We start from the raw sequence: 16,410 nt of genomic DNA on the forward strand, positions 1-16,410 counted from the left end.
TTTCGTTATTTAGTCAGTGCCCAAACTTTATTCATATCTTAATGTTTCAAGCACATCGGTTTTACTGGCCTTAAGCGCAGGATAAAATGATGCAAAAAGGACAATTACAAAAGCTCCAAAAATAATCAAATTAAAATCTGTAAAACTGAGATTAATCGGTAATTTACTGACCCCGTAAACATCTGCCGGAAGTTTGATTATATCAAATGTCTTCAAAACCCAAATACCAACTCCTCCTACCAAAGCCCCGCTTATTATACCTATAAGCCCTACAATAAGTCCAAGTCTTAAAAAAACAGCTTTAATCTCTTTTTTTCCGGCACCCAGACTCATCATTAAAGCAATTTCTTTTCTTTTACTCATAATCATCATAAGAAGTGAACTGATAATATTAAGTGAAGCCACAATAATTATAAGCATTAACACTAAAAACAAAGCTCTTTTTTCCATTTTTAAAGCTGCAAAAAAATTCCCATTTTGTTGCCACCAACCTATTATACCGATTCCGGGAGGCAAGATTTTTTTTATTTTCTCTATATCCTTAAAAGGGTTTGGAGAATAAATATGAATGCCACTGTAAAAATTCTGATGTAATATTCTTTTAAGACCTTCTATATTCATATAAGCAATTCCTTTGTCATATGCCACAAGGCCGCTGTTAAAATAAGATATTACTTTAACTTTTTTTATAATCGGAGATATTCCAAAACCCATAGGAGTTATTTTTGAAAAAATCATTATAATTTTTTCACCTTTACTTATACCAAGGTCAGAAAAAAGCCTTTTTCCAAGTACTACATCAAAAAGTCCTGTTTTATCAATTCCATTTATAGCATTTTTAAAAATATAATTAATATTTGCTTCTTTTTTAAAATCCACACCATAAAGAAGCACCCCGTTTAAATTGCTACCGTTTTGAACAACTGCCGATGTTTCGATATATGGGGAATATTTAAACTCAGGAAAGTGTTTTTTTAAAAGTTTTAATGTTGAATCATCAACATTCACTAATGATGAATAAACGGTTATGGGATAATTCATAACTTTCAGTTTTTTTTCAAACTCCCTGTCCATTCCGTTCATAATCCCCATAGCTATCATTAAAGTCGCAACACCTGTTAAAATCCCAAGAAAAGCTAAAATAAAACTTATATATATAAAAGGATGCTTTTTATCAAATCTTAAATATCTTTTAATTATAAAATTAACAAATTTTTTATTCACTTTCTCTCACCACTCACTACTCACCACTCACTACTCACTATTTAAAATCTCGGGCTTTTTCCACAGCAGTCTTTATATTTTTTACCGCTTCCGCAGGGGCAGGGGTCATTTCTTTTTACCTTTTTTTTAGCCTGTTTGGCCTCAAATTCAGCTTTAAGTTTTTTGGTCTCTTCATCTAATTCGTTTAATATTTCATCAACATCTTTTTCTTCCATATTTTCAGGTATTTCAGGTATTTTATTTAAAATATCTTCAACCTTTTTACCTTCCACTGCTTTTATAAATTCTGCGATATCAGGGTCAATTTCAGGCATTTGGTATTCAATTTGAAGATTGTGCAGTAATTTGGAACTTTCAACTTTTATTCTTTGAATTAATTCTTCAAACAAGGTAAAACTCTCTTTTTTATATTCAACAAGAGGATCTTTTTGATTATATCCTCTAAGCCCTATTCCTGTTTTTAATATATCCATCATATATAAATGGTCTCTCCAGCTTTCATCAAGTACCTGAAGTAATACCTGTCTTAAAATCCTTTGCCTGTCTTCTTTGCTTGCTTCTTTAAATTTTTCTTCGAATTTGTTTTGTAGTTTTTCTGTTATATAATTTTTTAATGAATCATAATCTTTATTTTTAAGCTCTTCCAAAGAAAAATCAATTCCCGTATATTCTTTCAAATGAGAAATCAAATTTTCATAATTGATGTCGTCTTCCTGCATTTCCGGAAAAACTTCACTCTCATTTAAAATATATTCTACAAAATCCTCTCTCATTTCTTTTATTTTATTTTCAATATCAAAATTTGTATCAAGTATCTGGTCTCTGAATTTATAAATAACTTTTCTCTGTTCATTTGCGACATCATCATATTTTAAAATGTGCTTTCTTGCTTCAAAATGCATACTTTCAACTTTTTTCTGAGCATTTTCTATGGCACGGGAGACTAATTTGCTGTCAATATGCTCACCTCTCTCAATACCGAGTCTTTCCATAATTCTTTTTATTCTGTCACTTCCGAAAATTCTAAGTAAATCATCTTCAAGTGAAAGATAAAACTGGCTTGCCCCCGGGTCTCCCTGACGTCCTGAACGGCCTCTGAGCTGATTGTCAATTCTTCTGCTTTCATGTCTTTCGGTGCCTATAATATATAATCCTCCGAGTTTTTTCACCTCATCGTCTATTTTGATATCAACTCCCCTACCTGCCATATTTGTAGCAACGGTAACGGCCCCCTTTCTACCTGCCTGTGCAATAATTTCAGCTTCTTTTTCATGATGTTTTGCATTAAGCACAGTATGAGGTATTTTTTCTTTTTTCAAGAGCCTGCTTAAATATTCGCTCTTTTCTACGCTTGTAGTTCCTACAAGTACGGGCTGACCTTTTGTATGAAGTTTTTTTATTGTTTTTACAACGGATTCAAATTTTTCTTCTGCCGTTTTATAAACCAAATCGTTTAAATCTTTTCTGATTACCGGCATATTAGTCGGTATTGAAATAACCTCAAGTCCGTAAATTTCTATAAACTCGGTGGCTTCTGTCTGGGCTGTTCCTGTCATGCCTGCCAGTTTTTCATAAAGCCTGAAATAATTTTGATATGTGGTTTCCGCAAATGTTTGTGATTCTTCCTGTATTTCCACACCCTCTTTTGCTTCAAGAGCCTGATGAAGCCCTTCGCTAAATCTTCTGCCTTCGGCAATTCTTCCTGTAAATTCGTCAACTATTAACACCTCGCCTTTTCTTACAATATAATCTTTTCCGTTTTGAAAAAGATAATTAGCCTTTAGGGCCTGGTCAAGATGATGGGCCAGAATGGCATTCTCAGGAGTATATAAATTTTCCACTCCGAAAAGTCTCTCAGCTTCCCTTATTCCCTCTTCCGTAAGTAATACAACCTTGTCTTTTTCATCAACTTTAAAATGCTTATCTTTTACCATTTTTTTGGCAACCTCGTCTGCTTTTAAATAATCTTCAACCCTTTTATTAGCCGGTCCTGAAATAATAAGAGGGGTTCTTGCCTCATCGATTAAAATGGAATCAACCTCATCCACTATGGCATAAAAATGTCCTCTTTGGACTTTATCGTTTATATCAAAAGCCATATTGTCTCTTAAATAATCAAATCCGAATTCCGAATTGGTGCCGTAAGTAACATCACATTCATAGGCCTTTTTTCTTTCACTTTCCTCCATTCCTGAAATTACAACACCTGTAGTTAATCCGAAAAATGAATAAAGCTCTCCCATCTGGGTGGCGTCCCTTTTTGCCAGATAATCATTTACGGTTACCACATGAACTCCCCTTCCAAGCATTGCATTAAGCACAACGGGAAGAGTGGCCACAAGGGTTTTACCCTCCCCTGTTTTCATTTCGGCAATTCTTCCTTCATGCAATACCATTCCCCCTACAAGCTGCACATCGAAATGTCTCATATTAAGTACTCTTTTACTTGCCTCCCGCACCATTGCAAATACATCATTTAAATATTTATCAAGCACAATATTTTTATCTTCTTTTTCCACCTCTTTTAACGCATTTTCTCTTATTTTATTAAATTCGTTTTTTATTTCTTCATCACTCATCTTTTGATATTTATCTTCTAATGCATTTATATCTTTTACTCTTTTAAAATATTTTTTTAGTTCCCTGTCGTTTTTTGTACCGAATATTTTCCTGAACACATGTTTTACCATTAAAAAAGCCTTTGCAAAGTTTTTTGTTATAATAACATATTCTTAAGTGAAAAGTTAAAAATGAAAAGTGAAAAATTAAAGGTGTTTTTATGAAATACATTTTTATCTCTTTTTTATTAATTTGTAATTTATTTTCCTTAAATTTACCAAAAGAATTTAAAGCCAAATTCACCCAGTATATATATTCTAAAGACAAAAAACTGACTTATAAAGGAATAGTTATACTTAAAAACAATGAAATTTACTGGAAATACACATATCCTAATATTAAAGAGATATGGATTAAAGATAAAGTTTATATTTATGAGCCTGATTTAATGCAGGTTACTATTTCAAAAAAAGCGAAATTAAATCTTTTTAAGATATTAAAAAATGCTAAAAAACTTGATAAAAATTTATATGTTGCAATTAATAACAAAAAAGAGATATATTTTATTTATGATAAAACTCTTAAAAAAGCATGGTATACGGATGATATCGGAAACAAGGTTGAAATTTATTTTAAAAAAACAAATAAAAACATTTCTATTCCACCGCTTAATTTTCCAAAAGATATTGATTTTATTTATCAGAATTAAGAAGCATTATATTCCTAAGCGATTTAATGTAACTTTTGGATAAATGCAGCATATTTATCATTATTGCGTTAATTTCGGCACTTACTTTTGAAGTTTTGGAAATCAGTTTGATTATATCGCTTGCCCTTTTATATGATTTGGCAATCTGGTCATATATATTTTCTATTTCCTCATACACATTTTCCCCGTTTAAATATTTTCTGAATAAAATTGTGGCTTTTAAAATCTGATATCTAATATTTTGTAAAAATTCTTCAAGCCCTTCTTCTTCATAAATTTTTTCAATATCTCCCAGCATATCTTTTATGGATTTTACAGCGGTAGCTAGATACATTGTTTTTTTAAACAGTTTTACAATATTTTCATCCTGATTCAGCTGTGATATAAATTTATAAATTTCCCCTTCTATTTCCCTGATTTCATTATACAGTTTATTAAAATCGACATCAATTAATTCGCTGTTTTCTTCTAAAATTTTATCTATAGACTTATCTGTTTTAGAAGGAGGGACAAATATCGCAAGAAGAGCGAAATTGCTGACTTTTTTGGCAAGCCTGTTTATTTCTTTGTTCAAAGCGTCGAGAGCTAAATTTAAAATATTAATGTCAACTGCATTTATATACTTAACAACACTTCTTTTTTTATCTTTTATTATTTTTTTAAGTAATTTTGAATAAAAATCAATAAAAGGAAACCATATAATTACGCCCAAAACATTAAATAACGTATGAAAAAATGCTATTTTTAAAACATTGTCCAGCCCGTTCGTAAAATAAAGGGTAATTTCAACCAGATATTTAATAAAAATAAAAGCAACCACCCCTACACTTATATTAAATAAAACATGAGCTAAAGCAAGCCTTTTTTTATCTGAATTTCCTTCAATAGAACCTATTACAGCGGTAACAGTAGTACCAATATTCGCACCTATTACAAAAGCGGCTGCCATTTTAAAATCAACCACACCGCTAAAAAGCGCACTCTGGATTATTGCAATAGAAGCAGAACTTGATTGAATAATTCCTGTTATTATAAAACCGACCAGTAAAAAAACAATTAAAGGATAATTCTTAAATTCGTTTATATCAATATTTTTAGAAAAACCCTCCATTGCATCTTTCATAATTTCAAGTCCGTAAAACAAAAGTCCTACAGCAAACACTAAAAGCAAAATTCTTTTTATTTTTTCATTTTCTATCAAAATACTAAATCCGCCAAGACCAATAAAAAAATAAAAAAGAGGTGTTAAATTAACTTCAAATCCAAAAACAGCAACTATCCATGCTGTAAATGTCGTCCCTATATTCGCCCCGAAAATCACTGCAACAGCATTTTCCAGATTAATTAACCCGACACCGATTAAAGAAAGAATTATTAAAGTTATAAAAGACGAGCTTTGAAAAAGAGCTGTAAAAAATATTGAAGAAAAAAACGCTTTTATTTTACCGCCTGTGAGTTTATTAATAATTTCTTTAAAGGATTTTGATGAAAGTTTTCTTAAAATATCTTCAAACAGATATATTCCGAATAAAAAAAGTCCAAGACCTGCCAGAGCCTGAAGCATCAGAAATACTTTAAAAATTTTATATGAATAATTCCATTACTTGCAATTATGCATTTATCTTCAAACATATTATATTCGCTTCCTTTTTCATTACTAACCTTGCCTCCGGCTTCACTTAAAATAATAATCCCTGCACTTACATCCCAGGGCTTCAGATTTGTTTCATAATATCCGTCAAATTTCCCTTCAGCCACATAACATAAATCTAAAGCCGCACTTCCAAATCGTCTAATATCCTGGCATTTTGGCAAAATTTTTGAGAGTTTTTCAATCACCCAGTTTAAATCATCCCTGTTTTCAGCACCCGAATATGGAAAACCTGTTGCAATCAATGCCCTCCCAAAATCACTGAATTTACTGACTTCTATTTTTTTACCGTTTTTATATGCGCCGCCTCCAGCCTCGGCATAAAAAAGTTCATCCAAAACAGGATTATAAACAATACCGAATCTTGGTTTTTTTTCTTCATAAACGCCCACACTTATTGCACAGTGAGGAATTTGATGAAAAAAATTGGTAGTTCCGTCAATCGGATCTATTATTATTGAATTGTTAAACTCTTCTTTTGTCGATTCTTCCGCAATAATGGAATAATTAAATTTTGAAAATTTTTCTTTTAAAAACTCTTCTATTTTTATATCGTAATTTGTAACTAAATCTTTTTTACCTTTTAGACTTACTTCTTTAGCCGAATAAAACCCTTTTTTAAATATCTCTCCCGCCTCTTTTATTATTTGAATAAATTTTTCCATAAGAAACCTTTTTAAGAAATTATACAGTTTTTACTATAAAACTTAAAAATATTACTTATTTTAATTTATTCATTACCAATTTAAAAACCATTGCCATTAAACTGACCCAAAAAAGCCCAAGTCCAATTCCTGCTATTACATCACTTAGATAATGAACATTTAAATAAACTCTTGTAAATGAAATTAACAGAGGATAAATTATACACAAAATAAGCAGTATTTTTTTATTCACTTTATCTTTAAAAATTAAATATAAACTAAAAGCAAGTGCTGTACTTAATGTGGCGTGACCTGATGGGAAAGAATAACCTCCTACTTCTATTAAATAATGCGGGGGCCTCGGTCTTTTTACTATATTTTTAATAATTTCAAATAATACCGCCGCACCTGAAACTGACGAAATAAAGAACAAAGCTTTATAATATAATTTTTTAAAAATTAAAAATAAAACTATTAAAATTATAATCATCGTAACTTCCAAAGGATTATCAAGAGATGTTATAAAAATCATTATTTTATTAAGTAAAGGATTGTAAATTTCATGAATATGTGAACTTATGTAAAAATCCCATTTTGTAATTAATTCCAAATCGGTTACATCTTCAAGCATTTTAAAAAAAAGATAAAGCCCGAAAATGTTTAAAATTAAAAGTTTTGTATCTTCTTTTTGAAAAAATTTTTGATAATGTTTGTAAAATTTATATATAAAATAAGCAATAATTGTGGCGGCTAAAACCCCAAGACCGAAATATTTTCCATAAATTTCAAATATATCGCCTAAGAAATATCCGCCCAAAATAAAAACAGACGCCCAGAAAACTCCTGTTAAAATATTTGCAAGAACAAATTTTTTAAAATTAGCCTTATTTGCACCGGCTAAAAATGGGACAATCCAGCGGGTTATACTGGTAGTCCTTCCTATAAAGAGGGCTTTAATTAAATTATCGTTTATTAAAAATTTTATTTTGTTATATTTTTGGGGTGTAATTTTTAATTTTTTAGCATGACTTTTTATATATTCTTCTCCTAATTTCCTGCCTAAATAAAACCCTATTATATCACCTATAAGCAAGCCTAAAAATGCAGTTAAAATAGCTATTTTTAAATCTACAATCCCTTTGTATGCGAAAATCCCTAAAATAACAGTATAAGTTTCCATTGGAAAAAACATTCCCAAAACCGGCAGGGATTCAATAATTGAACCGACAAATAAAACACTAAGCAGTATTAAATTAACTGTATCTTTTGGGAAAACAGACATGTAATTAAAAAATTGTTCAATAAGCTGATGCAGATTCATTTCTGATTTCCTTTAATTTATTTAAATTGAAATGTGTAAATAAAATTAATTGGATAATATAAACAAAAACACCAAAAAGGGGAATTAAAAATAAAGCAGCCAAAATAAATGATAAAACCAAAATAGAAAATTTATATCTTTTTTTAATAGTAAAATATTCTTTTTTATCAGCTATCATCGCTAGTGAATCATAAAAAAGGGGTTCTTTAATTAAAATTACCCATAAAATAAGATGTACCAACATATTTAATCCAGGTACAAACATTAAAGGCAGTGCAATAATAAACAATATAATAAATATAATATTATATTTTAATGAAACAACAACACTTCCTATAAATCTTCCAAAGCCGTTTGTTTTTAGATGATAATATTTTTCATTTATTCTCTCAACAATTTTATCTGCTATAATACCTGCAATCATAACAGATGTTATAATTAAAAGCTCATAATAAAGCAGTATTCCACCTATTGCTTCAACCAAATTGGCTATAAAATTATTAGTTCCTATAAAAGGAATATGAGAAATTATAAAAAGTATAAAATTATGTATTTGAGTGTGAAACACAAAAAACACAACTCCCCAAAAAAATGCCGCAATAATTATTGGAATAAGCGAAGTTAATAATATTTTTTTATCAAACAAATCTTTTATAGATTTTATAAATATTTCAATCATAAATCTCCTTTGTACCTTATTTTTAAAATATTAATAGTTTATACTGAAATGAAAATGAAATTTTTTTCATTATCATTTCATTGGCTCTATTTATAATAAACAAAAAAAAGGTAAAAAATGAAAAAAGCGCTTTTTGCAATAAGTTCACTTGGACTTGGACATGCAACAAGAACACTTCCTGTTATAAAACATTTTGCAAAAGAGTATAAAATTGATATTATAAGCTATGCAAATGCTTTGAATTTCTTAAAAGAGGAACTAAAAGAATATAATAATATTAATTTTATTGAAATTGAGGATTACCCTCCGCTTGAAAGAGGTGATGGAATTTGTTATTACCTTTATTTAATACAAGATTTGATAAAAACAAATTTAATAATAAAAAAAGAAAACAATTTTGTAAAAACCTCTTCGCAAAATTATGATTTTATTTTCAGTGACGGAAGATACGGAATTTATTCAAAAGAAATACCATCGTTTTTACTTTCTCATCAAATATCATTTGCAGTTGATAATTTTTTTAAATATTTTAAATTTTTAAGTGATATAGGTAATATTTTATATTTCAGGAATTTTAATACAGTTTTTATACCTGATTTTGAAGATATCAAATTTTCATTAGCCGGCAGACTTTCCCACAATTATCTAACCAAATTTTTTAATCATAAATACATAGGTATACTCTCTTCTTATAAAAAAATGGACTTGGAAAAAGACATAGACTATCTGTTTGTTATAAGCGGATATCTGTTAGAGAAAAAAGAACATTTTATATCAAAACTTATTGAAGAAGCTAAAAAACTTGAAGGTAAAAAGGTTTTTGTTTTAGGTGATCTTAGAAAAAATCAAATTAGGCAAATAAAAGAGCATAATATAACAATTTATCCAAATGTAACTAAAGAACTTAGACTTGAACTTTTCAACAGAGCTAAAAAAATAATTTCAAGAACAGGCTATACAACTATTATGGATTTGGTTGAAATTGAAAAAAAAGCAATTCTGTTTCCTACAAAAAACTCATCCGAACAGGAATATCTGGCCAGATATCATAAACATAAAGGATATTTTGTTATTGGAGATGAAGATAATTTTGATTTAACAGAACTTGACGCACAGACTCAAAACATAAAACCTTTTGATTTTCCATCAAAAACAAAAGAAGCCATTAATTTAATAGATAAAACCGTTAAATCGTATTTTAAAAAAAATTTTTTTTCAATTATTATCCCAGTGCATAATGAAGAAAAATATCTGCCAAAAGTTTTTGAAAAATTATCAGAAATTGAATATGAAAATTACGAAATTATTGCAGTTGAAAACGGCTCAACAGATAACAGCTATAAACTTTTAAAAGAATACGAACAAAAAAATAATAAATTTAAAGTTTATAAAAGCAAAAAAGGCATATCTATTGCAAAAAACGAAGGTTTGAAACATATTTCTCAAAACAGCGATTATGTTATTTTTTTAGACTGCGACACATATTTTGAAAAAGATTTTTTAAATGAGCTTAATAATTTTTTAAATAAAAACAGTAATAAACCTTATTATATAGGAACCACTTCAATAAAACCGTCTGATAGTAATTCAATTTATGATAAATTATGGTTTAAAATTTTTGACATTTTTCATAAATTTACTAAAACTTCATATTCTATTCAAATTGCAAAAAGCGATATTGCTAAAAAAATCGGGTTTGATGAAGAACTTAATTTTTCCGAAGATTTAAAATTTATAAAATATTTATTGATCTACGGTGATTTTTTCTTTGTAAATACAGATAAAGTTTATTCATCAACAAGACGTTTTATAAAAAACGGATATTTTAAAACTGTTTTTGAATGGATTTTACAGGCAGTTATGCCTAAAAGCAAAAAAAGAAATAAAGAATATACAATTTACAGATGAGCGAATTAATAAATCATTTTATAAAAATATTAATTGAATACAAAGAAATAGCGTATTTTATTTTATTTTTCGGTTCTATGCTTGAGACCGTTATAGGTTTTTCGTTTTTTATTTACGGAGAAATTGTTTTTTTAAGCGGCGCAATTTTGGCCGGAATGGGAATACTAAATATCTGGATTGTAACATTTGTTTTATATCTTGGAGGGATAGTTGGAGATAATATAAGCTATTTTTTAGGCAGAAAATATGGAATGCAGTTATACTTTTTAAATATTTTATAAACAAAAAAATTATAAAAAAGGTCTCAAAATATTTAGGCGTTATGGAGCTTTCAGTGCATTTATAGGAAGGCTTTTAGGACCTCTTTCATGGGTGACGCCTTTTATTTTAGGTGTTTATAAACTTGATTATAAAAAATTTCTTCCTTTTGAAACAGCAGGAGTGATAATAGGTATAGGCCAGTTTATTATAATAGGCTATCTTTTCGGCAGACATTTTGAAAAAATTCTGAGCTTTGTTTCAGGATATTTTATATTTGTTGTTTTTATCTTATTGATTTGTCTGTTATTATTTTATTATTTAAAAAAAATTTTTTCATAATTTAAAAAAACATAAAAATATTTAATCAAATATTTAACAACACATTCTACAGTTTTTTTAATTATTTCCACAATAATTTATTTTTCTTTTCTCTTTTTTATATTTTTTATTAACCAGCCGCATAAAACACATTACAACCCCCATCCGTATAATACTAAATTACTTAAAAAAATAAAATCTTGCAAAAATCTCGGTACATATTACATTGATAATCCAAAACATATAATACAGCCTATAAATATTATTTTAATCTCTAAATTATCTTTAAGTGAAATTCTAAATCATGACTGGATAAAAAACGATATTTTCGGTCATAATCATATCTCTTTTAGAGAATATATTAATCTTTTAAAAGATAAAGTACCGCCAGTAAGTTCATTATATTTTTTAGGTGTGTCTCAAAATTTTGCTTATCAGTATAAAAGTAATTCACTTTCTAAAAGAGAGCATATAAGATTTTGGATTTTTAAAGATAAAAACAGTTCATTTAAAAAATATTATGCAACAATTTCATTTGATAACGGATATGATTTTACTTTTTATCATTATTTTTTCACTCCTATTCATAAAATATCTAAAAATATCGATAAAAGCAGGGATTTTTTCTATAAATATCTAAAATCAAGAAAAGATTTAAATGTTAGTTGTAAATATATTCAGACAAAATGCAAAATAAAAGAGATAAAAGGCGACAATGAAGCAAGTGAAGAGCAGATGTTTTATACAGACGGTAAAATTTTGGAGTGTAATATAAAATGAAACAGATATTTATCCACGCAGATGACTATGGCAATACAAAACATATATCAGAAGTTATATGTAAATGTATAGATGAGGGGGTATTAAATTCTGTAAGTATTATTGTAAACAGTGATGCATTAGATTATTCACTGCAATTAATTAAAAATAAAAACATCAGAAAAGTGCTTCATCTAAACATCACAGAAGGCAAACAGCTTTCAAAACAAAATTTTCATTATTTAACCGATAACAAAGGATGTTTTTTTAGAAGTTGGCAAAGACTTTTTTTTGAATACTATTTTTTATGGAATGAAGATAAAAGAAAAGCTATAAAAGAGGAGATAAAAGAAGAGTTTAAAAATCAGATAATATTGTATTGTCAAAAGCTAAATACAAAAGATATAAATATTGATTCTCATCAGCATTTTCACACAATCCCTTTTATTACAGATATTTTAATTGAATTAAAAAATGAAATGGATATAAAGATTTTAAATATAAGAGTTCCCAAAAGTGATTTCGTAATATCTATTAGTTCATTTGATGATTTGGTAAAATATTTGGGAATACCTGTTTTTGTATTTTTGTTATTAAATAAATTATCAAACAAAATGATTAAAAAATTTCAAAAAGAAAATATAAAACATAATGATAAATTCGTTAATACCCTGTTTTGTGGAGATATGAAACTGAAAACTATCAAAAAAGAGATAAATAATGCAAAAAATTCCAATAATATAGAAATATTACTTCATCCCGGATATATTTCAGAAGAAGAAGCGAAAGAATTTGAAGAGAATCAGTTCAAAAAATGGTATCTGCATAAAAACAGAAAAAAAGAGAAAAATTTATTGTTGTCTAAAGAGTTACAAATTTTTGTAAATAGCTTTAGATACAATTTATAATTTATTTACTTTTAGAAAATTTTTTACAATTTCTTCACAAATAATTACTCCTTTTTCATCTTTTTTAACGTTTTTTATTACAAAATTTATATTTAATTTATTTTGCAACTATAAAATTTTATAAAAAATTTTTGTTTAAATGATAGCAAAATGAATTTAATTAACAAAAATAATTCATTAAAATTTACCTTTATTAAAACGCTTTTTATACCGGCTTTTACGTTTAATAACTTGCATGCATTTAATTACTCACAAACAATGTCAAAACATTATAAAGTCAAAGATTATGTAGTAGAAAAATTTTTATCGCCTGTTTTAATGGATAAAAGTATTTTAAAAATAAGAACATATTATACAAAAAAAGCTCCTTATTTACATATTCACACTATTTTTGTAAAAGAAAACTTTCATAATTTAGGACTATATAATTGGAATAATAGATTTCATTCTTATATAAATATATTAGATAATAAACCATTAATTCTAAAACCCAAAACAATATACTTGATATCAAAAATTAATTTTACAAATAAAAATGATGACATTCCTGATTTAAGAAATTTTACAACCAAAAAATTAAAAAATTATTTGATTCATTCTAAATTTTTATATCATTCTATATCTTATAAAAATTTTCTTTTTTATAGAAATATAATTAGAAAATTAATCAATGATAGATTAATATACCTAAAAAACAAAGAGTTTATATTTTTGGTAGATAGAGGAATTCAAAAAGCCTTTATTTTTAATTATAACAAAAAATATAATAATATTAGCTATATAGGCTCTTCAAAAGTATCAACAGGAAATCCGAGATTAAACAGCAGAAATGACAGATATTTTCAAACACCCATTATGATTATCAATAGAAAAAAATATCTCAGAGGTGACTGGAAGACAGATAAAACAAATTTTCAAGAATATGGAGCAAAAAATAATAGAATTTTTTATTTGGGAAAACACAATATACCTATAGATGATAATTCGCATATTTTTAGAGAAGTGCATTTGGCAATACATTCTACAAATCCTATAGATACTAAATTATTGGGTCACAAAGCTTCAAGGGGATGTATTAGAATTAGTTCTAATTTGGACAAAATATTAAATAAAAGCGGTATTATTGATGGTAAAAAAGGTAAATATGTAATTGTGATAGATTCTTCATTGAAATTAAAAGATAATATCAAACTGATTAAAAAATTTAGATAATATTTATTTCGTTTCTCTTTGAGAATGATTTATTCATCAAAGAGAAACGATTTTTGAAAATGCTTTTAATGCAGTTATTTGATTTTGCGTCTGCGCCACCACAATATTATCATAACAAAAATAATAATAAAAGGAACACCTATAGCTACAGGTAATATTCTTGATGGGACAACTGTTTTTTTAGGTGCTACATAAAAATGCACAATACTACTTGTTAATGGTTTGTTGCTATCAGGCAAAACAGCTGTAACAAAAAGTCCGTAATGACCTGAATTAATCAAACGAATAGTCCAGTTAGTTTGATATACCCCTTTAATAGGTAAACTGGAGATATGAACAGCCTTTTGTGCAGCCCAATCTTCCAAATCTACAGGATGTTCTTTCCCTTTATCTAAATTTACCAATGATAAATAAAGAACCACACCTTTTAGCTCACTTTTTGAGTTATTTGTAATAGTGGAATAAAATGTTGGTTTATCCCCCATTTGTAATGTTTTAGACAATTTTTCCGCTTTAAAATCAATAGAAACACTTTGAGCATACAGGGAAAATGACATAATTAAAAGAAATAAAATAATTTTTTTCATAATAATCTCTCCTTTTTAGTGGTTTTAACGACAATAACAATAGATACAATTGCATATATTAGAATAATTCCCATTCGGATTGCCTGAACAGAAAATGGTTCACTATCAATAATTACAGAATCTAATATATTTATCGCATCACCAAACGGATTTACATAATCCATAATTTTACCAAGCCCTGCTTTTCTCATTACCGGGGAAATAAGTAACGGAGTAGATGAAATAAGCACTATAGCAAGCATAATCATCAAACTGTTTTTCATACTGTTTATAAATTGAGATATTAAAATAGCAACAGATGTATAAATAATACTAAGCATCCAACCAATAAAAAAAGATATACAAGTCCAACCACAACATTTTGCCCGCTACTTCCAACAGCTACAAAATATGGTAATCCTATAAAAAACAGTAAAAAGTAAAGAAATGATGAAAAAGCAAGCTTAGAAAGAATAATCTGTTTAGCGTCAATAGGGGTTATTAGTAATGTTTCAAGTGTTCTGCGCTCTCTTTCACCTGCAATAGCATCACTGCCGTAAACGGAAGATATAAGCATCATTAAAGCCAGTACAATTCCGCTTATCATATATAATGCCTGTGCATTGTCTAAAAGACTCAATTCCGTATTGGTAACCAAAAGTATAGAAAAGAGAGACAGTATAACAGATACCGCTAAGAAATAAAAAAGACCCTTTACTGAAAAAAACAGTTCCCCAAACTCTTTTTTAATTAAAGTTTTTGAAAAAGACATCATTTTACACCCCCTGTTACTTTAAAATAAAGATACTCCAAAGAACCTTCCAAAGCAATTGCTTGATTGATTTTTATACCTTTACTTAATAAATTTTTTAAAGCGGTATCAGGAGTAATATTGTTAATTTCACATTCTATCCATGACTCTTTTTTATTTATAAAATGAATATTTTCACTTTCACACTCTTTGGGGTTAAAATCCGCATCCGATATTTCATAACGAAATCTATAGTGCTTCTGTTGTGTGCGCTCATGTAAAGCACCCTCATATTGTAAAACACCATTAGCCAAAATTCCTATACGATTACATAAACGCTCAACATCATCCAATATATGTGTTGAAAGTATAACAGTAGTCTTGTTGTTACAATTAATCTTTAAAAGCAGATTATGAATTTCTCTGCGGCCTTTTGGGTCAAGTCCATTGGTCGGTTCATCAAGAATAAGAAGTTTAGGATTGTTTACTAAAGCCCTGGCAAGCCCCAGCCTTTTACGCATTCCCTGAGAATATTCACCAACAATTTTATTATCTTCAGGATCAAGACCGACACTTTCGAGTAAGCTCTTTATTTTTTGAGTGCTTGTATCAACACCATATAAATCTGCAAAAAACTGAAGATACTCTACATTTTTCATCCAGTTATATGCTTCAAAAAACTCAGGTAATGCATTAATCTCCTTACTTAACTTATGTATATTTTTTTCTAATGTTTCTCCATAAAGAGACACCTCTCCTTTTTCATATGGAAGCAAGCCAAGAATTACTCGAATGAGTGTACTTTTACCTGCTCCGTTTGGTCCAAGAAGACCATAAATTTCACCCTGCTTGATACTCATATTTAAACCTTTTAGAACTTCACTGATTCCGTAAGATTTATGTAAGTTTCTAATATTGATTGCATCCATAATATTTCCTT

General features: G+C 28.1%; 16 protein-coding genes. 6 read left to right on the top strand and 10 right to left on the bottom strand.

The window, feature by feature from the left end; genetic code table 11:
- Positions 1–27: 27 nt before the first annotated feature.
- Together DZ68_RS0100110 and secA are read right to left on the bottom strand one after the other, a co-directional pair.
- Positions 28–1,224 carry an ABC transporter permease gene (locus DZ68_RS0100110; protein ID WP_024786686.1) on the bottom strand — a complete coding sequence of 399 codons (1,197 nt, stop codon included), beginning with the start codon at positions 1,222–1,224 and terminating at the stop codon, positions 28–30.
- 41 nt (positions 1,225–1,265) lie between these two features.
- Positions 1,266–3,914: a preprotein translocase subunit SecA gene (gene secA, locus DZ68_RS0100115; protein WP_024790459.1), complete on the bottom strand. Its 2,649-nt coding sequence runs from the start codon at positions 3,912–3,914 to the stop codon at positions 1,266–1,268.
- A gap of 89 nt (positions 3,915–4,003) precedes the next feature.
- On the opposite strand from secA, the gene lolA reads away from it, so the two are divergent.
- Entirely contained in the window at positions 4,004–4,492 is a 489-nt protein-coding gene (lolA, locus tag DZ68_RS0100120; RefSeq protein WP_024786687.1) for a LolA-like outer membrane lipoprotein chaperone, read from the top strand.
- Here the strand turns inward: lolA and DZ68_RS0100125 are convergent.
- The 4 genes from DZ68_RS0100125 to DZ68_RS0100140 are packed head-to-tail and all read right to left on the bottom strand — an operon-like array spanning position 4,476 to position 8,787.
- Positions 4,476–6,056, bottom strand: a complete 1,581-nt coding sequence (locus tag DZ68_RS0100125) for a Na/Pi cotransporter family protein (RefSeq protein WP_024786688.1) — start codon at positions 6,054–6,056, stop codon at positions 4,476–4,478. The genes lolA and DZ68_RS0100125 overlap by 17 nt on opposite strands.
- Positions 6,056–6,808, bottom strand: a complete 753-nt coding sequence (locus tag DZ68_RS0100130) for an inositol monophosphatase family protein (protein WP_024788967.1) — start codon at positions 6,806–6,808, stop codon at positions 6,056–6,058. The genes DZ68_RS0100125 and DZ68_RS0100130 overlap by 1 nt, the downstream gene beginning before the upstream one ends.
- A gap of 55 nt (positions 6,809–6,863) precedes the next feature.
- Entirely contained in the window at positions 6,864–8,108 is a 1,245-nt protein-coding gene (locus DZ68_RS0100135; RefSeq protein WP_024786689.1) for a bifunctional DedA family/phosphatase PAP2 family protein, read from the bottom strand.
- Positions 8,086–8,787, bottom strand: a complete 702-nt coding sequence (locus DZ68_RS0100140; RefSeq protein WP_024786690.1) for an EI24 domain-containing protein — start codon at positions 8,785–8,787, stop codon at positions 8,086–8,088. The genes DZ68_RS0100135 and DZ68_RS0100140 overlap by 23 nt, the downstream gene beginning before the upstream one ends.
- A 117-nt stretch (positions 8,788–8,904) precedes the next feature.
- Between DZ68_RS0100140 and DZ68_RS10350 the strand changes: the two genes are divergently transcribed.
- The 5 genes from DZ68_RS10350 (at position 8,905) to DZ68_RS0100180 (ending at position 14,153) form a co-directional block, all read left to right on the top strand.
- Positions 8,905–10,695, top strand: a complete 1,791-nt coding sequence (locus DZ68_RS10350) for a glycosyltransferase (protein WP_024790460.1) — start codon at positions 8,905–8,907, stop codon at positions 10,693–10,695.
- A complete protein-coding gene (locus tag DZ68_RS0100150) occupies positions 10,692–10,976 on the top strand; it encodes a DedA family protein (RefSeq protein ID WP_024786692.1) in 285 nt (94 codons plus the stop codon). The genes DZ68_RS10350 and DZ68_RS0100150 overlap by 4 nt, the downstream gene beginning before the upstream one ends.
- Positions 10,977–11,499: 523 nt before the next feature.
- Entirely contained in the window at positions 11,500–12,054 is a 555-nt protein-coding gene (locus tag DZ68_RS10585) for an LssY C-terminal domain-containing protein (protein WP_255327390.1), read from the top strand.
- Complete coding sequence (locus DZ68_RS0100170; protein ID WP_024786695.1) at positions 12,051–12,941, top strand: ChbG/HpnK family deacetylase; 891 nt, start codon at positions 12,051–12,053, stop codon at positions 12,939–12,941. Before DZ68_RS10585 ends, DZ68_RS0100170 begins: the two co-directional genes overlap by 4 nt.
- A gap of 150 nt (positions 12,942–13,091) precedes the next feature.
- Positions 13,092–14,153 carry a L,D-transpeptidase gene (locus tag DZ68_RS0100180; protein WP_024786696.1) on the top strand — a complete coding sequence of 354 codons (1,062 nt, stop codon included), beginning with the start codon at positions 13,092–13,094 and terminating at the stop codon, positions 14,151–14,153.
- 74 nt (positions 14,154–14,227) lie between these two features.
- Here the strand turns inward: DZ68_RS0100180 and DZ68_RS0100185 are convergent, their stop codons facing one another.
- The 4 genes from DZ68_RS0100185 to DZ68_RS0100200 are packed head-to-tail and all read right to left on the bottom strand — an operon-like array spanning position 14,228 to position 16,399.
- Positions 14,228–14,740 (bottom strand): hypothetical protein, encoded by a 513-nt coding sequence (locus tag DZ68_RS0100185; RefSeq protein ID WP_024788970.1) that lies wholly within the window; start codon positions 14,738–14,740, stop codon positions 14,228–14,230.
- Positions 14,737–15,060, bottom strand: coding sequence for a hypothetical protein (locus DZ68_RS0100190; RefSeq protein ID WP_024790462.1), 324 nt, complete (start codon positions 15,058–15,060; stop codon positions 14,737–14,739). The genes DZ68_RS0100185 and DZ68_RS0100190 overlap by 4 nt, the downstream gene beginning before the upstream one ends.
- Complete coding sequence (locus DZ68_RS0100195) at positions 15,024–15,494, bottom strand: ABC transporter permease (protein WP_024790463.1); 471 nt, start codon at positions 15,492–15,494, stop codon at positions 15,024–15,026. The genes DZ68_RS0100190 and DZ68_RS0100195 overlap by 37 nt, the downstream gene beginning before the upstream one ends.
- Positions 15,491–16,399 (bottom strand): ABC transporter ATP-binding protein, encoded by a 909-nt coding sequence (locus DZ68_RS0100200; RefSeq protein WP_024790464.1) that lies wholly within the window; start codon positions 16,397–16,399, stop codon positions 15,491–15,493. The genes DZ68_RS0100195 and DZ68_RS0100200 overlap by 4 nt, the downstream gene beginning before the upstream one ends.
- Positions 16,400–16,410 lie beyond the last annotated feature (11 nt).

Source organism: Lebetimonas sp. JS085, assembly GCF_000523295.1.
GTDB lineage: Bacteria > Campylobacterota > Campylobacteria > Campylobacterales > Nautiliaceae > Lebetimonas.